This is a genomic window from Chryseobacterium sp. JM1 (assembly GCF_000737715.1).
Classification (GTDB): Bacteria; Bacteroidota; Bacteroidia; order Flavobacteriales; family Weeksellaceae; genus Chryseobacterium.
Genome location: NZ_JPRN01000008.1, coordinates 60,295 through 83,687, shown reverse-complemented (window position 1 = coordinate 83,687; position 23,393 = coordinate 60,295). Strand labels below are relative to the sequence as shown.

The following is a 23,393-nucleotide window of genomic DNA, read 5'->3' as shown; positions in this document are numbered from 1 at the left end:
TTTTAATACAAAGGATTTTGCTTTAAAGCCGTATTGATCAATTCATTGAAAGGAATCGGAAGAATTTCGTTCTTACCTGCCTTAAATCCTCTTGTTCCCAGCTTCGCCGGTGCATCTCCCCATCTTACAAGATCGAACCATCTGTGTCCTTCTCCTGCCAATTCTCTTCTTCTTTCATCTTTGATGGCCTGCATAGAAACCGGTACTGAAGTAAGGCCTACTCTAGCTCTCACCGCATCCAATAAGGCCTGAGCTCTTCCTCCTGCGCCACCCAGTGCTTCAGCTTCCATTAAATAGGTATCTGCCAATCTGATGACGATATAGTTCTGACGGAAATTAAGTTCTGTAACTCCTGGCTGAGTAGACTCATCCACTTTTCTCGGTAAATATTTATTCAGGAAATACCCTGTATCTCTAAATCCGGGAGAATAACTGATTTTATTCTGTTGTTTTAAGCTTTTAGCATTAAAAATAGTTGCATCAAGGCGTGGATCGCCCTGCATAAAGTTAAACAGATCATCTGTGATAGGATTAAATCCCCAACCGGAATGAATACTTGGGGCATCATTATTGGGAATGTTGGTATTGGTTCCATAAGAAATGATTCCAACCATCTGATTGACTGCATTTCCTTCATCTTTACCAGATCCCCAGTTATCCCAGATTCCGTTTCCTTTATTGGTATGCATTGCTTCCAGGATGGATTCTGTGGTAAATTTATTATCTATCACCCAAAGGCTGGAAAAATTAGGAACCAGCTTATATCCATACTGGCTTGTCTGACCAGGTGTACCATTGACCTGTTCAAACTGAGCTGCAGCCTCGGTGTTTTTCTTATCATACAAATAAATTTTACCTAAGATCGCTCTCGCTGAACCTTGTGTAATTCTACCCACTTCATTCATATTAGTGGTAGGAATAGTCATTGGCAGATCTCCAATTACTGACACAATATCACTTTCTATCTGTGCGTAAACCTTTGCCGGATCTTCCTGAGGAATATTATAGTAATCGTCTGTTACTAAAACAGGCTTTAATATTAAAGGAATATTTTTAAACATTCTCAATAATTCAAAATAATATAATGACCTCAACACTTTTGCTTCTGCAATAAATCTTTTTCTTGTCTGATCATTCATGTTGGCATTGGGAATTCTGTCCAATAAAAGATTGGCTTTTGCAATACCCTGATAATAATCTTTCCAATAGCTGGCTGGCATAATCACCGGATTCAGTGTATAATTCGAAAACCCCTGGATCCCTGCGCCATCAGAAGAACTTCCTCCTCCGGAATAGAAATCATCAGAAGCGCCATTGAAAAATGTGACCATATTTTCAAATCCGCCCGAATATTTTCTCATCATATCATACGTCGCCACAAGTCCTGCAAAAGACTGCTCTTCGTTTTTGAAATAATTATTTGAATCAAAGGTTCCTGTATTTTTAACATCTTCCAGATTACCGTCGTTACAAGAAACAGCTCCCAAGCTAATTCCCGTAAGCATTAAAACGGAAATACTTTTATATATAAAATTTTTATTTTTCATTTTTTTAAAGATTAAAATTGAACATTAGCACCAAAAAGGAACGTTCTTGCCTGTGGATAGAAAGCCCTGTCTATACCGAAAGTATCGGCTCCTGCAATTTCAGGATCATAGCCTGTGTACTTTGTGAAAGTCACCAGATTCTCTCCTGTTACATAAAATCTTATTTTGGAAGCTCCAATTGTTTTTGCCACATCTTTAGAAAGAGTATAGCCCAGCTGAACCAATTTGATACGCAGATAATCTCCATTTTGCAGATAATAATCAGACATTGCCGTATAGTTTTGGTTAGGATCATCTTTGGTTACTCTTGCTACCGTATTGGATGTTCCCTCACCTGTCCATCGGTCTAAAATTGAGGTCTGATAATTGGATTCCGGGATATCAAGTCTTCTTAACCCCTGGAAAATTTTATTCCCGGCCTGTCCCTGTGTAAATACCATTAAATCAAAATTCTTATAATTCATGTTTAGGGTAAAACCAAATGTATATTTGGGTACGGAATTACCTAAGTTAACATAGTCCTTGATATCAACAACTCCATCACCATTGACATCTTCTCTTTTGAAATCTCCCGGTTTCGCCTTATCCTGTAGTAATTGTCCGCTTGCGTTTCTGTAAGCGTCAATTTCTGCCTGATTTTGGAACACACCGATATTTCTGTATCCGTAAAAAGAGCCATAAGATTCTCCAACCTGTAATCTGGATACAGTTCCCAATGTTTGGAAACCAGCGAAAGTAACATACTCTCTGTTTCCTTCCAGTCTTAAAATTTCATTTTTTACGAAGGCAAAATTACCGTTTGCGGACATCCCGAAGTCACCCCAACTCTTCTTATAACCCAACGTCACTTCAATACCATCGTTATTCATATCCCCAATATTTCTAAAAGGATTCTGGCTTAATCCTAAATAACCCGGAAGCTCAACTCTTCTTAAAATATCGGTACTCTTTTTTCTGTACACATCCACGCTTAAATCAAAATTCCTCAGAATTTTAAGATCTGCCGCAATGTTAAACTGCGATGTTCTTTCCCATTTCAGATCAGGGTTCTCTAATGTACTTGGTGCATATCCTACATGAATAATATTGTCTCCGAACGTATAATTACTGCCCGGGACAAGGAAATTGGCGAATGCAAAATCATCAATGGCATCATTTCCCAATACACCATATCCACCTCTTAACTTAAAGCTGGTAACAATCTTGTTTTCCGGCCAGAAACTTTCATTCGAAACATTCCATCCTAAAGACATTGCAGGAAAATTACCCCAGTGGTTATTGCTTCCGAATTTTGATGATCCATCTCTACGGATGGTACCTGTGAAAAGATATCTGTTATTGTAATCGTACACTACTCTCGCAAAATAAGATGCTTTATGGGTTTGTTTTCCATCCCACGCATTGGAAGTTTTGTTAGATTCTCCAACATCAAAATTAAACGAAGCTTCTTGCCAATCATTCGTTGGAAGATTCTTATATGTTGCATTCTGTCCGTAGCTGATGTTATATTCATAATAACCCTGACCCAGCAAAACACTTAGATTGTGTTCTCCAAATTTATTTTGATACGTAAGGGTGTTCTCCGTATTCCATTCGAATTTTTTCTGAAGTTCTCTGAACAAACTATTAGATAGATTGTTGTTTGCGGTACTTAGAAATGCTGATGGAGTAAAGGCCTGATTTCCCCAATAAGACAGTTTTCCGTTTACTGTAGATTTAAAATTAAGATTTTTATTTATTTTAAGCTCTCCAAAAACATTGGCCACAATATCATCAGACCATTTGTATCTCCCTCTCTGCGTTTCCTGAAATGCTAACGGATTAGTCATCTCTTTACTTACATACGGTGAAATTCCATAAGGATTCCCATTGGCGTCCCTTACAATATTGGGATTATTCGTATAAACAGGCTGACTAAGATCTGTGGCTAAAACAGAAGTTACGGGATCTAAATTGATGGCAGAGCTTAAAGGCCCTCCAAATTCATTATTATCATTAATTCCCTGAGACTTTGTATGGGTATAAGCAAAAGTCTGTCCTATGGTTAAAAAGTCAAAAACTTTATGGGTTGAATTAAATCTGGCATTAATTCTTTTATAATTTGAAATATCTCTCAATACAATACCCTGCTGGTCATAATATCCGAAGGAAGTATAGAAGGTAGATTTATCATTTCCTCCACTGATGCTGAATTCATGAGACTGACGCTGTGCCGAATTGAAAATTTCTTTCTGCCAATCCGTTCCTGTCCCCAATGCGTTTGGATTAGCAAACATGGGAGGATTAGGAGGATTGAGATTGTTGTACATATTATCATTGGCAATCACTTCATTCATCATATTCCCATACTGTGTCGCATTCAGCAGGTCCAGCTTTTTTGCGGCACTTCCCACTCCAAAGAAACCATTGTAAGAAAGATTCATTTTTCCTTTTGCTCCTTTTTTAGTCGTGATCAAAACAACCCCTTTTGCAGCTGAAACACCGTAAATAGCAGCAGAAGCACCATCTTTCAGAATTTCCATTCCTTCAATGTCAGACTGGTTCAGCCATCCGATGTTGTCCACTACAATTCCATCTACCACCCACAATGGATCATTACTTCCGGCACCAAAACTTGTGATTCCACGTACACGTACGGTAGCTGCGGTTCCAGGTTGCCCAGAGTTGGATACTACACTTATACCGGCCGCACGCCCCTGCATGATTTGCTCAGGTCTTCCCGCCGTAGGAGAATTTTCAATGTCGGAAGCTTTTATGCTGGAGATGGCTCCCGTCACGTTGCTTTTTTTCTGACTGCCGTAACCAATCATTACGACCTCTTCGATTTTATTCTCTTTCGGAACAGTGTCCTTTACGCTGGTCTGGGCATTGAAGTTCGCTGTAAAATACAGCACAGCAACCACCCCCAGGTTTCTTGATATTCTTAGATTCATATACAGTTAGTTTTTTAATTCTCAAATTGAGACAATAAAAATATATTTTTTTTTAATTAATTAACATTGTATTCACAAATATTTTAATTTTTCGTTTATTTTTGGGACTTTAAAGCCCTATATTCGCGTTATAATTCATAAAATTATCTTAAAAATTCAATCTAAAAAGTCCCCAAAATGACAGCCAACCTTCCCAGGATCTCTCTTCCCTTAAAACTGACCTTCCTCATTTTTTCAATGGTTTTAAACTGTATGGGCATTGTAATTCTTCAACTTTCGGAAGAAAAAATCACGTATGAAAAGCTGGGCTTTCTGGAATCATTCAAGGATCTGCCTATCGCATTTATTTCACTTTTTGCAGTGAATTTTATCAGCAAAACCGGCACTAAAAAAGCATTAATTTCTGCCCTTGTTATTGTAGGAATCTGTTCATGTCTCCTACCCTTTGTCCAGGATTTCTGGTTTTACAAAGTTTGGTTTGCCATTATCGGGACGTGTTTTGCTGTGGGGAAGATTTGTGTGTTTGGGATTATCCGGAATAATATTTCAGATGAGAAATCTCTTGCCAAGATGATGAACAGTGTAGAAGCTTCATTTATGGTAGGAATTTTTGTAGTCAATACCGGATTCGGATGGCTGATCTCAAGCCAGTATTCCGAGTTCTGGAAATTTGGGTTTATCTCTATCTCGGTACTTTGTGCCGTTACGATCTATTTATTTTCAAAATTAAATATCTCAGAAGCTAAAAAAACAGAAAGTAAAAGTCTTATTTCTGAACTTTCAGTATTTGCAACACCTGCCACTCTGGTATTTTTGGGCGTTGTTTTCTTTATCGTTTTTGTGGAACAAGGGTTTAATTCATGGCTTCCTTCATTTTATAAAAACCACCTGAATGTCAATTCATTCTTTGCCCTGCAGGCCACTTCTTTTCTTGCCCTTTTTTCTTATGCAGGAAGAACTGTAACCGCTAATGTGATCCACAGATTTTCATTATCAAAGTATTATATTTTATGTATTTCCTTAATTATTGCGGTGCTCCTCATGATTTTAGGAATTCAGTATTTTGATTCTGTAAATTCCAATATCATCTTATTTTTATTCCCTGTGATCGGACTTTTTCTTTCACCACTCTATCCTGTGATCAATTCAAAGATGATTGCCAAGATTGACAAAGAAAAAATCAATCTGTTTACATCCCTAATTGTCATTTTTTCATCCCTAGGCAGCTCTGTCAGTTCTATTATCATGGCTGTTCTGTTCGGAAAACAGCTGTTAAACTACTATCCGCTGTACATATTACTTGCTGTTTCTGTGCTTTTTACGGTGAGTTTGATATATTTTAAGCTATCAGGAAAGAAATTATAGAAAATAATTTTATTTTTACTCCCATGAAAATCAAGGACACCAAAAACAAAGAAACCCTTCAGGAACTTATTGATACAAAAGATTTTGTAGCACACGTATCTGTTGACTGCACAATATTTGGTTTTCACAATAATATTTTGAAGGTTTTGCTTTTAAAGTACCACGATCTGGATCTGTGGTCGCTGCCGGGCGGTTTTGTTTTTAATGATGAAGACCTCCGCGAAGCTGCTGCCAGAGTATTGTATGAAAGAACCCAACTTCAGAACCTTTTCCTAAAACAGTTCCATACTTTCGGAAGGATAGACCGTACGGAGAATAATGTACACCAGATTCTTCTTAATAATAAAGGAATTGAAGTTCCCAAAGATCACTGGATCTTCCAGAGATTCATTACAGTAGGTTATTGCAGCCTTATCGATTTTTCTATTGCCAACACTTTTCCGGATGCTTTTAACGAAAGCTGTGAATGGTTCGAGGTTAATAAATTGCCCAAGATGGCTTTTGACCATGACAGAGTCATAGAAACCGGCCTTGAATACCTTAGGATGAATATCAATACTGAGGTGGCTGCCAGTAATCTTCTTCCGGAGAAATTTACCATGAAAGATCTTCAGTCACTGTATGAAACTATTTTAAGTCAGAAATTCAGGAGAAATAATTTCCAGCGCAAGATATTAAGCTTAAATATTCTCGACAGACTGGAGAAACTTTATGACGGTTCTGCGAACAAAGCTCCGTATCTCTATAAGTTCAAAAGCAAGGTACACAATGCTGCCAACCAGTATCCTATCTCTAATGATGAGGAATCTTAGGAGACTGTATTTTGAGTAAAATCACATAAACACCATATTTATCTTACTGAGAATCAAATGCAATAAAGATTTTCAAAAAAATTTTTCAAACCACACGAAAAGTATTACTTTTAAACAAATCAAAAAAATCATGTCATATTATCCTCTTACAAGCATTCCAGACTACTACGGAATTGATGCTTTACTTACTGAAGAACACAAACTGATCCGTCAATCGGTAAGAGATTGGGTGGAGAGTTTTGTAATGCCACAGATTGATCAGGCCGCGCAAAATCATACAGATATTCCGGGCTTAATGAAAGAATTGGGAAAAGTTGGAGCTTTAGGTCCATATATTCCGGTTGAGTACGGCGGTTCAGGGTTAGATCAGATTTCTTACGGTTTGATCATGCAGGAATTGGAAAGAGGAGATTCTGCGGTACGTTCTGCTGCTTCGGTACAGAGCTCGCTGGTGATGTTCCCTATTAATGAATTCGGTTCTGAGGAACAGAAGAAAAAATACCTTCCTCACCTTGCTGCGGGAGAAATGATCGGTTCTTTCGGATTAACGGAGCCTAACCATGGTTCAGATCCAAGTTCTATGGAAACGTATTTTAAAGATATGGGAGACCATTATCTTCTGAACGGTGCTAAAATGTGGATCACAAATTCCCCGGTTTGCGATATTGCTGTAATCTGGGCAAAAAATGAAGAAGGAAAAATCCAGGGATTAATTGTTGAAAGAGGAATGGAAGGTTTCACCACTCCGGAAACTCATAATAAATGGAGCTTAAGAGCATCGAAAACCGGAGAACTGGTATTCAATGATGTAAAAGTTCCTAAAGAAAACTTACTTCCGGGTGTAACCGGATTAAAAGGACCTTTATCTTGTCTGAACTCTGCAAGATACGGAATCTCTTGGGGTGTAATCGGTGCAGCAATTGACTGCTACTGTACAGCCGTTCAATATTCTAAAGAAAGAAAGCAGTTTGGAAAACCAATCGGTTCTTACCAGCTTCAGCAGAAGAAACTGGCTGAATTCTTAACGGAAATCACGAAAGCACAATTACTTTGTCTTCAGTTAGGAAATCTTAAAAACGACCACAAGGCAAGTCCTGCACAAATCTCAATGGCTAAACGTAACAACGTGAAAATGGCGATCGATATTGCAAGAGAATCAAGACAAATCCTTGGCGGAATGGGAATCATGGGTGAATTCCCAATGATGAGACACGCAGCCAATCTGGAATCTGTGATCACTTACGAAGGTACACACGATGTACATTTACTGATCACCGGTTTAGATATTACAGGAATCAACGCTTTTTAATTAAAAAGCTAAAATATACGGAAAAGGAGTCCGGCCGAATGGCCGGACTCCTTCTTTTACTCACTTTGCGGGGAACTTGTATTCAATGAATAATTATTGATGTATTAATATTCTAACGGTTTTGTTAAAAATATCTAATTTAATCTCAATAAAAAATATTGATATGAAAAAACTATCCACGCTTTTATTAGGTTTAACCGCTCCGTTCTTTTTTGCCCAACAGGCAGGAGATCTTGTAAACGTTGAACAAAAACTGGACCTGACTCCGCAGGGTGTTGTTAATTTTATCGCCAACAGTCTTGGCGAGCAGAACGCTCCGGATTTCGTCAGCTACCTGAATGGCTTCAACGTAGGCCTAAAAGGTTACAAGATCACCTATTACACCAAAAATGAAAATAACGTTCTCGTAAAAGCTACGGGACTGCTGATGTATCCAAACGTCAATTTTAAGCTTTCTACCGTTGTTTCAGACCACGGAACGACAGACAGCAGGAATAATGTGCCTTCCAACTTTAAAGGGGCTTTAACCGCTGGATTTGTTGTCGAACTTTCTTACGTCCTTAACGGCTATATTTTAATGGCTCCTGACTACGTTGGTATGGGAACCGGAGACGGTGTTCATCCTTATGTAGATTATGCTACAGAGGCTGGTGCGACGATAGATTTCGTTACAGCAGCCAACAAAGTTCTGGCTCAGCAGGGAATCAAACGTTACGATGAATATTTCCTGGCAGGTTATTCTCAGGGGGCTCATGCTGCCATGTCCACCTTAAAAAGACTCAATATTTCCAATCCTACCAATCTGAAGTTCAAGTATGCCTATATGGGAGACGGACCTTATGATTTTTCAGGAGTCACTTTAAACAAAGGGGTTCTGGAGAAGGATTTTTATCCGTTTACCTCGTTCCTGGCGAATGTTGTTCATTCCTGTAACAATATGGGCTTTAAAAGTTACACCAATGACATTTCAGAGGTTATTTCTCCGGAATATCTGGATAAATACAACTATCATGTGGTTCAGGATAACGGAGGCCTTCTTTGGGGTCCTGTGATCTGGAGAAAGCTTTTCACTCAGAATTTCATCAACGAAACAACCAACAATCTTAACAGCAAGTTCAGACAATGCTTAAAACCTAAAGATGTGTATGACTGGTACAACAAAACACCGATGACCTTAGGGCATTCTTCTGTTGACCTGGCTATTCCGCCTGAAAACACATCCAAAACCATTGATGTACAGCGTGGCTACTACGCCTGGTGGGATCTGAATAAATATAAACTGGATTCCTTCTTTTGGGGACCTTTAGGACATGTTGGAGGAATTGTTCCATTCACACTGGCATCCAATGCGAAATTTAATACACTCAGAAGCGGAGGCCTTCTCAATCAGTGGGCGATCCTGACTTCAAAACAGCAGGGAAACACTCAACCTGAAACCACAACTTCACTCTACTCTTCACAATTAAAACCGGATCTTGGAAACATGCAGCTGGTTGGCATTACAGATTTCAATCAGGAAAAAGCAGCAAGCAAGTCAGCGACAGGAAACAGTTTATCTTCATTGAAAGATGGTGTTTATCTTCTTAAGGTACAGGAAAACAATGATCAGAAATTACTTCCGTACGTTAAAAACACCCCTATAGAAGTTCCTGAAAATGAGATCATACAGTCTGAAAACAATGGCTTGTTAAAATTAAAAGTTCCTCAGGAAGAACTGATTGCAGTTCATGTTTTTGATGAAAATAAAAACCTGTTAAAAACAGTATCCCAGGAACAGTATGCTTCAGACGGAGGAATTAGCACAAAAGACATTGACAATCAAAATAATACCTTCGAAATCGTTACTCAATATTATAATCTGCAGTTCAAGAAAGCACTGACAGACCGTTCATTAGCCAACAAATCTGAAATATTTACGAGAAGCCGTCAGATCATCGCAAGAGCAGATAATGGTATTAAGAACATCAGCATCTACAGCATATCCGGTGCACTGATCCAACAACAGGAAGTCAACAAATCAGAATTTGAATCAAAAAGCTTAGAATCAGGAATTTATGTTGTTCAAATGAGTGATAGCGATGGAAAAATAACCAACAAAAAAGTAAAACTATAAGACAAAGACGCTTGTATATTCTTCATTTCAAATTGAGTGCACTTCAGCAATGAGGTGCATTTTTTTAATTCGAATAAGACTTGATATTTTCAATAAAACTAAGATCGGGATTTAGAATTTCGAGGATCAGATTTTTCACAGACATCATGGCATCATCAATACTTCCTTTTTCAAACTGTAATGAAACCACTCCTTTTTTAGCTTCTGCAAAACTCCAGATCCCTGTTTCGATAGGAAGCCCCCAGAATTCCGGAAGATTCTGTACCACATAATGATAAATACACAGCTGCAGGGCCTGTTTTCTTTCGCTGTTATGGAAATAATCAGTGACGTTGTTTTCGTCTATTTTTACCGTAAGATTTTTGATTTTTGCGGTCTTATAATCGATAATTCTTAATGTTCCGTTCAGGCGATCTATCCGGTCGATAAATCCTAAGAATGAAATTTTGTCATTAGCATCAAGATAAAAATCTACATTTTCAAACCTTTTTTCAATGTCTAAAATCTCAAGGGTATTACCACTTCTCACCAGTTCAAGATCATGGTTCAGAACATTTTCAATTACCTTTTTAGCAATAGCTCTGTGGATGTAGTTCATCCCTTTTTCATAGAATTCCGGCTGGTGTTTCAGCTTTTCAATCGCGACATTAATATATTGATCTATTTCTTTAATTGAATTCAGTAAATCCTTTTCTTTTAAAACTTTACCTTTAAGCAATTCATATACTTCTTGAAGTGAATAGTGAACTAAATTCCCATAATTCTTGACCGACAGTTCTTCTTCAATTTCATCGGTTTCTGACGTCTTCAATATCTTCGAAAGGTAAAAATCAATCGGATTATAAAGATAGCTTGTCAGGTGGGAAGCTGATACTTTCTCTTTCCACTTCTCAAGTCTTTCCATTACAATTTCCGTCTTGGGAATTTCTATCGGCATGGAAGCAATCGGCTCGGAAGAATTTTCAATAATAAGATGTTCTATCGGATGGGAACTCTCCATTTCAATCTGCGTAATGAAACGACTCTTCTCTCCGGTATTTACCCCGGAACTAAGTGCATTGTATAGCAAATGGACATTTTGAGAATCCTGAATCAGTCTGTAAAAATGGTATGCATAGATACTGTCGTTTTCCAGAAATGTATGAAGATCAAAATACCTTCTGATATCAAACGGAATATAGGTGTTCTGTGAATTTCCCAAAGGAAGCTTCCCTTCATTCACGGAAAGCATGATCACGTTTTCAAAGTTTAAGAGACGGGTTTCCAGAAGCCCCATAATCTGAAGTCCGCGGAGTGGTTCCCCCTGAAAATCTATACTTTCAGAATTCACATGCTGGTTGATCAGAATTTCAAGTGTTTCCATTTTAATTTCAAAATCATATGGACTCACCTGGTTTTTAATGATCCTGAAGGCATTTTCAAAATGGGAAACGTTTTCATACTGAATGTCATCTATTTCCAGCCACTTGATATCGCGACAGAAACTGATCAGCATATCCAGATAAACTCCGGTGTGATCCGCTTTTTTAAGAAGACCATAGTATGAAAGTCCGCTCAGAAGCTCTTCTAAAAGCTTTCTTGATATATAAACGATATTCCTCTCCTCTATTTTTGTTCTGAAATTACTGATAATCGTTTCATCTTCAGCAGATTTCGGAAGCTCTTCAAGGATCGGGAAAATATCTCTGTAGTAATAGGAAGACTTGTTTTTCTCCAGTTGTTTCTGAAGATAAAAAAGCTGTTTCACCGCATTGGAAAAGGAAAGATTCTTCAGCGGAAAACCCATGGTAATATTCAGGTTATCAACTTCGTACATCACATCCAGGCTGGCGGGAAGTAAATTTTCATCCAGTAATACCACCGCCGTATTGGAATAAGTCTTGTTTTCAATTTCCTTAAAAATTTCGGGCAGCACTTTCGTCTGCGTTACATTTCCGGAAACTTCATAGACTTTTATATTTTTAGGCTGGTTAAAATCATCCTCAATCCACTGAAAAGCCCTGTCATCATCAAATTCTTTCCACATTTTATGGTTCCGGAGAAATTTTCCTGCTTCCTGTCTTTCGTCATCAAAATAATAACGGTCCGCCTGAAAAAAACACTGTGCCTTATTCCACTGCAACAGGCTTCTTACCAGCTTCTCTTCCACCGGTGTAAAAGCATTGAAACCACAGAAAACAAAATGTTCGGAAGTGTTTTTAGCAAAATCTACAATCTTCGATTTAGCTGTTTCATGGATCATCCCGGAAGTTGCCCAGTTCTTTTCCTTCAGTTTTTTCTTTAAGACAGGAAGAAAAATGTTCATATTCTGCCAGAAATTAAGGAATTTTTTACGCGGAACGTCATCATCTTCTCCCAGATCCTGAGCCCATTCTTTGATTCGCTCTTCATCAAACATATATTGCAAAACGGCTTCATCACTATCAGAGAACTTCAGGATATCATCCCAGTCCTTCTGAAGGGTTGGAAACCACTTTAAAAAGTCCGCAAAATCATCTTTCGGGATAAGACCAAGGTTCCGGTACACATCAAAGGCAAAAAGCCACAGAGAGATCCCCTGAACCGGCTGCTTATCTGCAATCCTGTCGATCAGTTCTTCTACGGTAAAAAAATTGGGAAGGAATCCTGAATAATTGTTTTCTTCCAGGATCTGCCTGATGAATACGATGGGACGCTTTCCGGGCAGAACGATGTTAAACTCAGACAGGTCCGGATTTTGGGCCAGCAGTTCGTGGATGATCTTATTGAGGAATTTCAAGAGGCTTTATAGCTTTTTAATTGGTCTATTTCTTCGGCGATGAGGGCATTGTATTCTGCCTGTTTTTCTTTATTGATCCCATACTCTGTAATTTTGTCATAGGAGATCTGAAAATTCTTATAATCGTTTGATATTTTTTGATAGAGTGCTTTAAAATTTTTATCGTAATCACCGGAGGTTTTGATCTTCTCTTCTACTTCTTTCCTGAATTTCCGGGTAAATAATTCCGCGATATCGAAATGCTTCTGCTCATGAAGGAGAATATAGTCATTCATCCTTTTGTTATCTTTCCAGGATCTGTCTTCATTGAAAATAGCCGTGATCTCAATTTTTACAGGCGATTTCGGATTGGTAGATTTCACCACAGAATATTCCAAGCCACAATGGGTATAAGCGGCTACATCGGGATTATTTTTCCTGTTCACCGGACTTTTAAAGTCATCCCAAACCAGTTTCCGGTCTTCATTCCAGATGATTTTCTGTCCGAACAGGGTATTCAAAGCAAGCAGGCAGGCAAGTGAAATCAGTTTCATTATTATTCAACTACAATTGTTTTGGTGATCCAGCTGTTGTTGCCGTTCCAGAATTTAAAAACATAATTTCCGGGCTGGCGTGGGCTGAAATTGATCTGGTTGGCCCCTACATGAGCTTCCTGGGCACAAGGTCCTTCAACAGTATATTTGTAGGCGGTAACAGATCTTCCGAGGCTGCTGTCATGAATATAATCATATCCGTAAAACCCTTCACATTGGGACGGATAGGTAGAATACGTCTTAATGCTCTGTATTGTAAACACATCCATGGTATCTTTCATGACCTTCACACTGTCGATCCTGATCTTGGCAATGGACTGTATGGTCTGATAATCATCATCTTCACAGGAGACAAAAACCAGTCCTGAAAACAATACGGAAAATCCAAATTTTAAAAGATTTTTCATACCCTCTAATTTACCGATTATTAATAAAAATTCACTAAAAATCGTTCCTTAATTTTATAAAATTAAGAACTAAAATTACCTTTTGATACATAAATCACTTTTTTAGTATCAAAAAATTCTTCATCAAAATAGTTTTTAAGGTTGAATATTTCACATTTAATTCCGGCCAGTTCTTCAGCAAGATCGCCGCCTTTTAAATATAAAACTCCGTTATGTTTGGGATTTATCTGTTCTTTTTCAAACTTTCCTTTCAGCCATCTCAGGAATTCCGGCATTTGGGTTACGGCACGGCTCACTACAAAATGGAACTTCTCTTTCACCTTTTCTGCTCTTCCGTGAATAGCGGTAAGATTCGTCAGCCCGATTCCCTCTGCCACTGCCTTCACCACAGTGATCTTCTTCCCGATAGAATCTACCAATGTAAATTGGGTCTCAGGAAACAAAATCGCCAGTGGAATTCCGGGGAAACCTCCGCCGGTTCCGATGTCCAGAACTTTTGAACCAGGAGCAAACTCCATCACTTTAGCGATTCCCAAAGAATGCAGAACGTGCTTTTCATACAGCGATTCCATATCTTTTCTGGAAATCACATTGATTTTTTCATTCCATTCATTGTACAGTTTTTCCAATTGGTTAAACTGTTCGATCTGCTTCTCTGTAAGATCCGGAAAGTATTTTAATAGTAACGACGCTGCCATATGAATTATTATAATCCGCAAAAATAAGTTTTATTTCCATTGTATTCAAATCGAGTTGTCGTGACCGGGCTTTAATTTTTCCTTTCCGATCATCTGGCAATACCCGGAATAACAGGAACGCTTAGATTTCCATACTGATCAACCGCCTGTACAGCAAAAATATAATCATCCTTAGAAAGGGGAATTTTAATAGTCAGTTCTTTAGTCCATACCTTTTTCTGCCACAAAGAACTATCAGTATCTCTCACCAAAATATAATAGCCTGCCGGAATTCCTGATTTTGGCTTTTCCCACTGCAGCGTAGTAGAATTAGTGAGTTCCTTCACTTTTATTTCTACCCTTTCAGGCTTTGAAGTGGCTTTGGCAAGACTTGCCAGAACAGCAATATTCGCGGCCACATTCCTTTTCAGATAACCGTAATCGATAAACTCGGGAAGATCACCGTACTGCTTATTATTTTCCACTCTTACATCCTGATGCTGATGGTCATAATTTTCATAATATTCTGTGAGTCTTACTGAAGGAAACCCTTCATTAACAAAGCTGGAATGATCTCCTCCGCGCAGGAACCTGTCGTTTCTGTAGATCAGTTTTACTTCAAGCCCTTTCACATATTTTTCGGCAACTTCTTTGATGTAACGGGCCAACTGACGGGATTCACCGTCGTTTTCAAGACCTATATTTCTTATGTTCAATCCTTTTTTATCCAAACCTACATAAGGTAATCCTTCACTGAAAACTCTAAGAGTCCGGTTATTGATTTCTCCGGTTTCTCCAGCTTTGGGATTTCCGATCATGTCATTATTCAACACGGCTTCTATCTGCAGATTCTCTCTCTTCGCCTTATCTGCCAGAAGCTTAGATCCTAGCAGCGACTGTTCTTCTCCTGAAAAAGCAACAAAAATAACAGAAGCCGGAAATGAAGATCTACTCAGAATTCTTGCCGCTTCTATGACCGCGCTTACCCCACTACCATCGTCATTGGCGCCGGGAGCAAATGAGGTCCTGTTCATCACATCCGTTACTCTTGAATCCAGATGTGCAGAAATCAGGAAGATTCTTTTATCATTGGAATCTGTTCCTTTCAGAAAAGCGACTGGGTTTCCCAGATTGGTCACTTTGTCTACCCGCTTTCCATCAGGCTGAATATCTTCCTGCTGAAGATAAACCTCCATTCTTCCGCCAGAATTTTTGGCATATTCCTTAAATCTCCCAAGTACCCAGTTTCTTGCCGCTCCTATCCCCTGATTTTTATCGTCTGTTGAGCTTAAAGTATGTCTGGTATGAAAGCCTACAAGTTTATTGATGTAAGATTTTAGAGAGTCCGAACTTACTTCGGAAACGTATTTCTTTATTTCATCATCTTTTGAACGGGTCTGTGAAAAACCAACAAAAGGAACAAACAGCAACAGAAGAGAATATTTCATAGGATGGGTATAAGATGGATTAAATATACAAAACATAGAATAAGTTAAGGATAAGATATTCTGTTTTTAATCGTGTCACGAAGCTGGAAGAAGGAAGCTAATGACAGAACGATAGTCTTAATGTGGATATTTGTTGTTGTTATTATTGTTTGTTGGAAAACGCAAGGGCGCAAGGTTTTTAAACTTTACGCATATTTAAGGCGCTAGAAAAATCAAAGATTTCCAGCTAAGGAAGATGTAAGAACATCCAACTATAACACAATCAATTTTATCGGAGATAAAATCCTAGCGCCTTAAAGGATAATCCTTTCTTATTCCTTTGCGACTTTGCGAAAAACCAACACTGCATTAGAATTTCAATTTAAATAATATCTCGTTGGAAAAACACGAAGGCGCAAGAATTTTAAATATCAATGCCGTAGAGAACCAAAGATTTTCAATTTTGTTTCAGATAAAATTCAAAAAAAGACCGCTTTTTCGGCAGTCTCTGTTTATTTTTAATCTTTTTCAATTGGATTATTGGTCATTCTGAGTTTCTTCGCAATCAGAGCGTCCATTTGTTTTCCGCTTTTCTTGAGTTCATTGTAATCCAGTTTGGTTACATAACCGTCTTTCAGTTCCAGCCCAATGACGCCTGCTTTGGAATCTACATTCATCCCGGCAATATCGTCTGCTGATGTAAAGGTGTAATTCTTAATAAGCTTTCTGTATTCAGCATGGGTCATCTGCTTATTGTTTTTTGGAATAAAAGAAGTCACTGTGCTGATTTTTTTAATTTGAACCAAATCAAAAACGTGATCATTTTCACTGTCTTTCACGGAAACAACGAGCCCCGGAAGTCCGGTGAATTTATAAGGGCCATCACTTACCGGAAAGTCTTTGCTGAACCACGCTTCCCATTTTCTGCCTTTATAATCTGCTACGGCTTTCTGACAGTTCATACTGTTGATTTTTTTGAAATCGTTCACAATTTTCCACTTCGGAGCTTCATTGTCCGATGTTATAATGCTTACTGTTTTATATTTGTCGTAGAAATTAATGGTCTTTTGAGCATAATCTTTTTCTACGGTATAATTCAAATTACGGTCGTACTGCCTGCTTTTCAAAAGAGCCGGATAGCTTTTATCCGCGTTATAAGTAGAATCCCGTTCATATTTTACCCCATTCTGGAAATACGATTTTTTCCCATCCGTATCCAGATTCATATAATCCGTTATCACTGAATCTTTCTTCGCGGCATCGGGTTTTATTTTGTACTCGTAAACAAAACGGTAGCTCTGGGCAGAAAAAAAAGAAGCCCATAATAAAAACAAAAGTCTGTACATTTTTGATGATATATTGTTAAAATACTCCTGAACACAGGCTGAATCAGCCATTTCCAAATCTAGTGAATAAATGGAAACCTGACAAAAATCTTTTTTTCCGGCCATACTTTTATTTCCCGGCGAAACGTTTTTATTATATATTTGTTAAAATTCAAAAAGACCCACATGGATAAACTTTCAGATAGAGTAAAGAGATTAGGTTACTCACAGACTTTCGTCATGTCAAACAAAGCAAGAGAAATGAAGGCCGCCGGCATTGATGTGATTAGTCTTACCCTCGGCGAACCGGATTTTGATGTTCCGGATAATATCAAACAGGCCGCTTTTGATGCCATCAACCAAAATTACAGCCACTACTCTCCTGTTCCAGGGTTTCTTGAACTTCGTGAAGCAGTAGCCTATAAATTAAAAAGAGACAACAATCTTGAATATAAGCCTTCGCAAATTTGCGTTTCCAACGGAGCAAAGCAGGCGATTTTAAATGTACTTGCATCGGTTATCAATGATGGTGACGAAGTACTGCTTCCTGCGCCTTATTGGGTAAGCTACGATGAAATGGTAAAAATGATGGGTGGAACTTCCGTGATGCTTCCGACTTCTTATGTTACAGATTTCAAAATAACAGCTGAGCAGCTTGAAGAATCCATCACAGATAAAACAAAAGCAATTCTTTTCAGTTCTCCGTGTAACCCATCCGGTGGATATTATACGTATGACGAGCTTAAGTCTATGGCAAAAGTCATTGCGAAATATCCTCATGTAACCGTGATTTCGGATGAGATCTATGAGTACATCAATTACGAAACAAAAACCACTTCTATCGCTCAGTTCCCTGAGGTCTATGAGCAGACTGCAGTGATCAACGGAATGTCTAAGGCATTTGCGATGACAGGTTGGAGAATCGGGTATTCTGCCTGTCCGGAATGGCTGGCGAAAGCTTGTGAAAAGATCCAGGGACAGATGACCAGCGGAGCCAATACAGTCGCGCAGAGAGCTTCCATTACCGCTTTAAAAACCGATCCTTCGGAATATAAATACATGATCGATGCTTTCCAGAAAAGAAGAGATCTTGTATATGATTTAATGAAAGAAATTCCAGGATTTAAAGTAGTGCTTCCAAAGGCTGCCTTCTACTTCTTCCCGGATGTTTCCCATTACATCGGAAAAACACTGAACGGCACGGAGATTAAAGATTCTGATGATTTCGCGATGTTCTTACTGGAGCACGCCCACGTAGGTTGCGTAGGCGGTGTTTCTTTCGGAAGTCCTGAATGTATCCGTTTCTCTTATGCTGCTTCTGAAGAAGATCTTAGAGAAGCAATGAAAAGAATCAAAGAATTGTTAGCACCTTTCAATTCATAAATTCAATTTAGACTTGTTAAAAATTGAATATAAAGTAAACAAAAAGCTCTGATTTCAGGGCTTTTTTCTTTAAATCTATTAAAAACAATTATAGATTTTATTTATCGATATTCATTTGTTCGATAGATGAAATATTTATATATTTGCACTAGAAATTTAAATATAAAAACAGAAAATTATGTCTTTAGTAGGAAAAAAATTCCCAAATGTAACAATCGATGCTATGTCTGAAATGGGTGACGATCTAAGAATCAACATCCTTGAAGAAGCTACTTCTAACCAACAAAAAGTAATCTTATTCTGGTATCCAAAAGATTTCACTTTTGTATGTCCTACAGAGCTTCACGCTTTCCAGGATGCTTTAGGTGAATTCGCTAAAAGAAACACTAAAGTAATCGGTGCTTCTTGTGATACCAACGAAGTACACTTCGCGTGGTTGAACACTGCAAAAGATAACGGAGGTATCGAAGGGGTAACTTACCCGCTTTTAGCTGATACGCACAGACAGCTGGCTAACATCTTAGGAATCGTAGACCAGGATTTCGAATACAATGAAGATGGAGAAGAAACTTTCACAGGTTCTAATGTAACGTACAGAGCAACTTATCTTATCGACGAAACTGGAAAAATCTTCCATGAGTCTGTAAACGATATGCCTTTAGGAAGAAACGTGAAAGAATATTTAAGATTAATTGATGCTTACACACACGTTCAAAAACATGGTGAAGTATGTCCTGCCAACTGGGAAGAAGGAAAAGATGCAATGAAAGCAGACAGAACTTCTACAGCAGAATACTTAGCTAAGAACTAATCAAAACACTATAACAATGTAGCAATACTAGTGTAACAATATATCAGTGTAGCAATGTAACAATATTTAAAAACCTATATTTTAATTGTTACACTGGTACATTATCTAATTGCTACATTGTTAAATTTCATAAAATTTAACTTATGTACACAGAATTAACAGAAGACACCTTACAAAATATCGTTAACGACAATGAAAAAGTAGTGGTTCAGTACGGTGCCACATGGTGCGGAAACTGCAGAATCATGAAGCCTAAATTCAAAAAATTAGCCTCAGAAAACGAAGAAATTCCATTCTTATACGTAGATGCTGAAAAGCTTCCTGAAAGCAGAAAATTAGCCACTGTAGACAACCTTCCTACTTTCGCAGTTTTTAAAAACGGTGAATTGGTCAACCAGGTACAGAGCAACCAGGCAGAAAGTTTAATTAACCTTTTTAACGAACTACAATAATGAAATTACCCGTAATCAGACAGTTTTATCAGAATCAGACTCCTGAGAATCTCGAAAAAACGTTAGAGGTTTTAGAAAGCTTCTGCGAGTTCAGAGGAACCAGCGAAGAAGATCTGAACGTAGCAGGAGAACTGATCACCAATATTTGTGGTGCTTTGGAAGTACACGCCAGCGTTCAGAACGGAATGAGCGAAAAAGACGCTTTAAATTCTTTTGCACAGAAGGTCTTGGGATCTATTGATAAATAGTTTTTTTCTTTATTTAATCATTTAAAGATTTAATAATTAAAAGATTCAAACACAATACTACTGAGGTTTTCCTCGATACTATATTTTCTCCATTCTTTAATTTCATTGATAACACGTGCTTCAAAGCTTCTGTAATATGCCATTGCTGATGCGATTGACGTTGTTTATACAGATTAAAGAATCCTATTAAAAATCCCGGTGAATATCATCTGGATTTTTTGGGTTTGGTCTGGAAAAATTGAAAGATTGAAGTATTTAAAGATTTAAAAATTCAATTGCGTGGATTTAAAACACGAATGATACTAATTTTTTTCACTAATAACACGAATGCTCTACCCTTTAAATTGTGATATTTGTGGTATTATTTGTGGTATTTGTGGTTAAAAATTGAAAGATTGAAAGATTGAAGCATTCAAAGATTTAAAAATTACAAATAAAAAAATCCTGATGAAATAGATCACCAGGATTGTATATTAAAGTTGGAACGATGTCTTAAAACTCATCATTCATAACTTAAAACTCATCACTAAATTTAGCTTCTTCTGCTCATCAGGATTCTAAGAATATACCAGAACAACAGCATAATAGAGGCAAAAAGCTGTAAAGAAGCTCCCACATACTGTCCCGTCGTATATACATTTTTAAGCTTACTGGTTTCATACAGAATACTTGCAGAAGCCAGCACCATCATTCCTACCGAGAACCAAAGCCCCAGGTTGAATCCGAAAATAGCTCCTGCTACAATCAATCCAATCGAAAGAAAACCTCCGATGATGATGATATTTCTTAAAAATGAAAAATCTCTTTTAGAAGTAAATGCGATCAGTGAAAGTCCCGCAAACATCGCAATCGTAAGCATGGCAGCCTGAAAAATAATATTTCCACCACCCTGCATTCCTGCAGCGATATAAAGCATTGGCATAAAGATCACCGCTTCCAGGATGATGTAAAATCCTAATCCGAAATACTGCGTCGTTCTGCTCTGTGAAAGAGACCATTTCGAAGCCAGCATAGAAGCCAGCCAGAAAACACCGATGATCAGCAACCATGTGTATTTCTGCCCAAACATCATCGCAATGATTTCTACCGGAACCGTTTTCAGTAAAATAGTTTCAACCCCCATAAATGCAAGGATCGATAAAGCAACATGTAAATACGTTTTTCTGTAAAAAGCCGCCTTTTCCACCTCTGAGGAATGAGCAACTAAAACATCTGTCATCATAGTTATTTTTTATTTGAACATTAAATTATTTATCTTTCTTCGCAGGCATCACCCCAAGGATTTTTCCATCCTCTTCAAATACAGCCATAATCACCTCTTTTGAAGAAGAATCTCCAGCGTATTTATAATTGATGCTTGGCAAACTGGACCCATCCATTAATTTGTGGTAACCTGTTTTTAAAATTTCAAGCTTCTTGTTCACATCAAACCCTTCCTTCACCTTTTTCAGGACATCATCCGTAACGATTTCTTTCACTTTCTCTGAAAGAAGTGCATCAACTGCCGGTCGGTCCGAAGCTTTTAGGGCATCAACAAACTTGAGAAAATTGTCATTATACAGATTAATCTTCTCTTTGCTAAGCTGTGCAGGCACCTCTTTCTGAGCCTTCTCAACCTTTACTCCAGTCACTTTCTGAGCAAACATCAGCTGTGCCGCAAACAATGTAAGTCCTAAAAATATTGTCTTCATAATCTATTTGGTATTTGTTGAAATAAGTGAGTTAAGATACGAAAATCAGACCACTTCCAAAAATTTCATCGTATCTACATTGTCGGCATACGTATTCAGAGCCGGATGCTGAGCCTCACCAAAAGGAATAGAGTCTAATCCTAGCTCTTCTTTAGCTACAATACACTGGATATCTCCTTCGTTTTCCGCAAGGAAACTTTTCACTTCATCAAGTGATGGATACCGGCTGAAATTGATCACGGAAAGCGGACTGAAAAGTTTATCATCTTCTTTCAGCATCACAAAATTATTATCCCAGAACAGATCACGGTTCAGAAGGTAAACCGCTCTGTTATAATCGTAATTGTTGGCATATTTATGATGATTGATGATATCCTGGAATCCTGTAAAACTTTCAAACAGTCTGTCAATCACAAAATCCTCCGGAATAAAAATTCTCGTCACATTTCTGCATCCAAGCCCGAAATATCTGAAAATATCTTCGGCCAGAAGCTGAAGTTCTTCGGGAGTCTCATCTCCTTTCAAAACCGCTGCAGAAGTTCTGTTTTTTCTGATGATGTTCAAATGATCTTTAAAATAATATTCAAGATATCTGGCTGTATTGTTGCTTCCTGTCGCAATCACCGCATCGAAATTCTCGAGCCTTTCAACGAATTCAAACGGAACGGTACCACCGGAAAACTCATTCCACTTTTCCAGCAGGAACGGAACCATTCGCTTATCCTTTGAAGATAATTTGATCAATGGAATGTGACCGCTTACAACCACAGATATCACATCGTGAAGCCCAACCAGAGGAATATTTCCGGCAAGGATGAGTCCTACTCTTTTTGAAGCTTTTGAAACGGAATAGTTTCCGATCCAGTTATTTATATTTTCCTGAGTAAGCAGCTGGGTCCATTCATTCAGAGCAAACTTTTGGTTTTCCATGGTGAACCACGGATTTTCTATTTCGGATCTTTTCAGCAGCGATTCAAACTCGTTATCATGATCATTATAATCCGCGGAATCCTTTGCTAAGAACTCTTTTATATACTCGCTTAACTTAATAAGTCCTAAAACTTGATTTTCGATATTCATAATTACTTTTAAATTGGGGAATATTTTGTAATTTTGTGCAAATTTAAAAAAAATTAGCGATGGCTATTAAAATAACTGATGAATGCATTAATTGTGGTGCCTGTGAACCGGAATGCCCAAATAATGCCATATATGAAGGGGCCGTAGACTGGAAAGCTTCTGAAGGTACTGCTCTTGCGGGTACTGTAACCTTGCCGTCAGGACTTACTGTAGACGCAGATTCGCCGCAGGAACCTGTGAGTGATGATGTATATTTCATTGTAACCGATAAATGTACGGAATGTAAAGGATTCCACGAAGAACCTCAGTGTGCAGCGGTCTGCCCGGTAGATTGTTGTGTCCCTGATGAAGACCACGTAGAATCTGATGAAGCGCTGCTTAATAAAAAAGCGTTCTTACACGGTGAATAATAAAGGCTCCGTCTCAGCGTTGAGGCGGTTTTTTTAACTACAAATCTCAAAGAATCTAGTAAAATATCAATAACAAAATCGCAAGTCCGTAAAATTCTTGCACAACCAAAAA

The 23,393-nt window shown here is 38.1% G+C and carries 20 protein-coding genes; 9 read left to right on the top strand and 11 right to left on the bottom strand.

The window, feature by feature from the left end; translation table 11 throughout:
- Nucleotides 1-2 precede the first annotated feature (2 nt).
- Nucleotides 3-1,547 (bottom strand): RagB/SusD family nutrient uptake outer membrane protein, encoded by a 1,545-nt coding sequence (locus IW22_RS14435; protein ID WP_034727612.1) that lies wholly within the window; start codon nucleotides 1,545-1,547, stop codon nucleotides 3-5.
- 11 nt (nucleotides 1,548-1,558) lie between these two features.
- Nucleotides 1,559-4,480, bottom strand: coding sequence for a SusC/RagA family TonB-linked outer membrane protein (locus tag IW22_RS14430; protein WP_034727610.1), 2,922 nt, complete (start codon nucleotides 4,478-4,480; stop codon nucleotides 1,559-1,561).
- Nucleotides 4,481-4,657: 177 nt separating this feature from the next.
- Between IW22_RS14430 and IW22_RS14425 the strand changes: the two genes are divergently transcribed.
- The 4 genes from IW22_RS14425 to IW22_RS14410 all read left to right on the top strand — a co-directional run bounded on the left by IW22_RS14425 (nucleotide 4,658) and on the right by IW22_RS14410 (nucleotide 10,079).
- Nucleotides 4,658-5,845: an MFS transporter gene (locus tag IW22_RS14425; RefSeq protein WP_034727609.1), complete on the top strand. Its 1,188-nt coding sequence runs from the start codon at nucleotides 4,658-4,660 to the stop codon at nucleotides 5,843-5,845.
- Nucleotides 5,846-5,868: 23 nt separating this feature from the next.
- Entirely contained in the window at nucleotides 5,869-6,657 is a 789-nt protein-coding gene (locus IW22_RS14420) for an NUDIX hydrolase (protein WP_051891248.1), read from the top strand.
- A 130-nt stretch (nucleotides 6,658-6,787) separates the two neighbouring features.
- Nucleotides 6,788-7,966 (top strand): acyl-CoA dehydrogenase family protein, encoded by a 1,179-nt coding sequence (locus IW22_RS14415; protein WP_034727607.1) that lies wholly within the window; start codon nucleotides 6,788-6,790, stop codon nucleotides 7,964-7,966.
- Between the two features lie 163 nt (nucleotides 7,967-8,129).
- Nucleotides 8,130-10,079 carry a T9SS type A sorting domain-containing protein gene (locus IW22_RS14410; protein ID WP_034727603.1) on the top strand — a complete coding sequence of 650 codons (1,950 nt, stop codon included), beginning with the start codon at nucleotides 8,130-8,132 and terminating at the stop codon, nucleotides 10,077-10,079.
- A gap of 64 nt (nucleotides 10,080-10,143) precedes the next feature.
- On the opposite strand, the gene IW22_RS14405 is transcribed toward IW22_RS14410, so the two are convergent.
- From IW22_RS14405 to IW22_RS14380, 6 genes are all read right to left on the bottom strand, one after another.
- Nucleotides 10,144-12,837 (bottom strand): PD-(D/E)XK nuclease family protein, encoded by a 2,694-nt coding sequence (locus IW22_RS14405; protein ID WP_034727600.1) that lies wholly within the window; start codon nucleotides 12,835-12,837, stop codon nucleotides 10,144-10,146.
- Complete coding sequence (locus tag IW22_RS14400; protein ID WP_034727597.1) at nucleotides 12,834-13,370, bottom strand: hypothetical protein; 537 nt, start codon at nucleotides 13,368-13,370, stop codon at nucleotides 12,834-12,836. Before IW22_RS14400 ends, IW22_RS14405 begins: the two co-directional genes overlap by 4 nt.
- 2 nt (nucleotides 13,371-13,372) lie before the next feature.
- Nucleotides 13,373-13,777: a hypothetical protein gene (locus IW22_RS14395; protein ID WP_034727594.1), complete on the bottom strand. Its 405-nt coding sequence runs from the start codon at nucleotides 13,775-13,777 to the stop codon at nucleotides 13,373-13,375.
- 62 nt (nucleotides 13,778-13,839) lie between these two features.
- Nucleotides 13,840-14,475 (bottom strand): 16S rRNA (guanine(527)-N(7))-methyltransferase RsmG, encoded by a 636-nt coding sequence (gene rsmG / locus IW22_RS14390; RefSeq protein WP_034727591.1) that lies wholly within the window; start codon nucleotides 14,473-14,475, stop codon nucleotides 13,840-13,842.
- A gap of 89 nt (nucleotides 14,476-14,564) precedes the next feature.
- Nucleotides 14,565-15,902 (bottom strand): M20/M25/M40 family metallo-hydrolase, encoded by a 1,338-nt coding sequence (locus tag IW22_RS14385; protein ID WP_034727588.1) that lies wholly within the window; start codon nucleotides 15,900-15,902, stop codon nucleotides 14,565-14,567.
- A 497-nt stretch (nucleotides 15,903-16,399) separates the two neighbouring features.
- Entirely contained in the window at nucleotides 16,400-17,332 is a 933-nt protein-coding gene (locus tag IW22_RS14380; RefSeq protein WP_034727586.1) for a GLPGLI family protein, read from the bottom strand.
- A gap of 60 nt (nucleotides 17,333-17,392) precedes the next feature.
- Between IW22_RS14380 and IW22_RS14375 the strand changes: the two genes are divergently transcribed.
- The 4 genes from IW22_RS14375 to IW22_RS14360 all read left to right on the top strand — a co-directional run bounded on the left by IW22_RS14375 (nucleotide 17,393) and on the right by IW22_RS14360 (nucleotide 20,100).
- Nucleotides 17,393-18,589: a pyridoxal phosphate-dependent aminotransferase gene (locus tag IW22_RS14375; RefSeq protein WP_034727583.1), complete on the top strand. Its 1,197-nt coding sequence runs from the start codon at nucleotides 17,393-17,395 to the stop codon at nucleotides 18,587-18,589.
- Nucleotides 18,590-18,767: 178 nt separating this feature from the next.
- On the top strand, nucleotides 18,768-19,400 hold the full coding sequence (locus tag IW22_RS14370) for a peroxiredoxin (protein WP_034727580.1): 633 nt from the start codon (nucleotides 18,768-18,770) through the stop codon (nucleotides 19,398-19,400).
- Between the two features lie 143 nt (nucleotides 19,401-19,543).
- Complete coding sequence (locus IW22_RS14365) at nucleotides 19,544-19,852, top strand: thioredoxin family protein (RefSeq protein WP_034727578.1); 309 nt, start codon at nucleotides 19,544-19,546, stop codon at nucleotides 19,850-19,852.
- A complete protein-coding gene (locus tag IW22_RS14360; RefSeq protein WP_034727575.1) occupies nucleotides 19,852-20,100 on the top strand; it encodes a DUF6952 family protein in 249 nt (82 codons plus the stop codon). Before IW22_RS14365 ends, IW22_RS14360 begins: the two co-directional genes overlap by 1 nt.
- A 532-nt stretch (nucleotides 20,101-20,632) precedes the next feature.
- On the opposite strand, the gene IW22_RS14355 is transcribed toward IW22_RS14360, so the two are convergent.
- From IW22_RS14355 to IW22_RS14345, 3 genes are read right to left on the bottom strand one after another with little or no spacing between them, the layout of a single operon-like run.
- Nucleotides 20,633-21,322, bottom strand: coding sequence for a Bax inhibitor-1 family protein (locus IW22_RS14355; RefSeq protein ID WP_034727569.1), 690 nt, complete (start codon nucleotides 21,320-21,322; stop codon nucleotides 20,633-20,635).
- Nucleotides 21,323-21,347: 25 nt separating this feature from the next.
- Nucleotides 21,348-21,791 (bottom strand): hypothetical protein, encoded by a 444-nt coding sequence (locus IW22_RS14350; RefSeq protein ID WP_034727566.1) that lies wholly within the window; start codon nucleotides 21,789-21,791, stop codon nucleotides 21,348-21,350.
- A 45-nt stretch (nucleotides 21,792-21,836) separates the two neighbouring features.
- Nucleotides 21,837-22,871 (bottom strand): acyl-CoA reductase, encoded by a 1,035-nt coding sequence (locus tag IW22_RS14345; RefSeq protein WP_034727564.1) that lies wholly within the window; start codon nucleotides 22,869-22,871, stop codon nucleotides 21,837-21,839.
- A gap of 59 nt (nucleotides 22,872-22,930) precedes the next feature.
- On the opposite strand from IW22_RS14345, the gene IW22_RS14340 reads away from it, so the two are divergent.
- Nucleotides 22,931-23,281 (top strand): 4Fe-4S binding protein, encoded by a 351-nt coding sequence (locus IW22_RS14340; RefSeq protein WP_034727562.1) that lies wholly within the window; start codon nucleotides 22,931-22,933, stop codon nucleotides 23,279-23,281.
- The last annotated feature ends 112 nt before the right edge of the window (nucleotides 23,282-23,393 follow it).

What these genes read in the sequence shown, in the direction of transcription:
- IW22_RS14435 (WP_034727612.1), bottom strand. Translation starts at nt 1,547, where the DNA reads ATGAAAAATAAAAATTTTATATATAAAAGTATTTCCGTTTTAATGCTT.
- IW22_RS14430 (WP_034727610.1), bottom strand. Translation starts at nt 4,480, where the DNA reads ATGAATCTAAGAATATCAAGAAACCTGGGGGTGGTTGCTGTGCTGTAT.
- IW22_RS14425 (WP_034727609.1), top strand. Translation starts at nt 4,658, where the DNA reads ATGACAGCCAACCTTCCCAGGATCTCTCTTCCCTTAAAACTGACCTTC.
- IW22_RS14420 (WP_051891248.1), top strand. Translation starts at nt 5,869, where the DNA reads ATGAAAATCAAGGACACCAAAAACAAAGAAACCCTTCAGGAACTTATT.
- IW22_RS14415 (WP_034727607.1), top strand. Translation starts at nt 6,788, where the DNA reads ATGTCATATTATCCTCTTACAAGCATTCCAGACTACTACGGAATTGAT.
- IW22_RS14410 (WP_034727603.1), top strand. Translation starts at nt 8,130, where the DNA reads ATGAAAAAACTATCCACGCTTTTATTAGGTTTAACCGCTCCGTTCTTT.
- IW22_RS14400 (WP_034727597.1), bottom strand. Translation starts at nt 13,370, where the DNA reads ATGAAACTGATTTCACTTGCCTGCCTGCTTGCTTTGAATACCCTGTTC.
- IW22_RS14395 (WP_034727594.1), bottom strand. Translation starts at nt 13,777, where the DNA reads ATGAAAAATCTTTTAAAATTTGGATTTTCCGTATTGTTTTCAGGACTG.
- rsmG (WP_034727591.1), bottom strand. Translation starts at nt 14,475, where the DNA reads ATGGCAGCGTCGTTACTATTAAAATACTTTCCGGATCTTACAGAGAAG.
- IW22_RS14385 (WP_034727588.1), bottom strand. Translation starts at nt 15,902, where the DNA reads ATGAAATATTCTCTTCTGTTGCTGTTTGTTCCTTTTGTTGGTTTTTCA.
- IW22_RS14380 (WP_034727586.1), bottom strand. Translation starts at nt 17,332, where the DNA reads ATGGCCGGAAAAAAAGATTTTTGTCAGGTTTCCATTTATTCACTAGAT.
- IW22_RS14375 (WP_034727583.1), top strand. Translation starts at nt 17,393, where the DNA reads ATGGATAAACTTTCAGATAGAGTAAAGAGATTAGGTTACTCACAGACT.
- IW22_RS14370 (WP_034727580.1), top strand. Translation starts at nt 18,768, where the DNA reads ATGTCTTTAGTAGGAAAAAAATTCCCAAATGTAACAATCGATGCTATG.
- IW22_RS14365 (WP_034727578.1), top strand. Translation starts at nt 19,544, where the DNA reads ATGTACACAGAATTAACAGAAGACACCTTACAAAATATCGTTAACGAC.
- IW22_RS14360 (WP_034727575.1), top strand. Translation starts at nt 19,852, where the DNA reads ATGAAATTACCCGTAATCAGACAGTTTTATCAGAATCAGACTCCTGAG.
- IW22_RS14355 (WP_034727569.1), bottom strand. Translation starts at nt 21,322, where the DNA reads ATGATGACAGATGTTTTAGTTGCTCATTCCTCAGAGGTGGAAAAGGCG.
- IW22_RS14350 (WP_034727566.1), bottom strand. Translation starts at nt 21,791, where the DNA reads ATGAAGACAATATTTTTAGGACTTACATTGTTTGCGGCACAGCTGATG.
- IW22_RS14345 (WP_034727564.1), bottom strand. Translation starts at nt 22,871, where the DNA reads ATGAATATCGAAAATCAAGTTTTAGGACTTATTAAGTTAAGCGAGTAT.
- IW22_RS14340 (WP_034727562.1), top strand. Translation starts at nt 22,931, where the DNA reads ATGGCTATTAAAATAACTGATGAATGCATTAATTGTGGTGCCTGTGAA.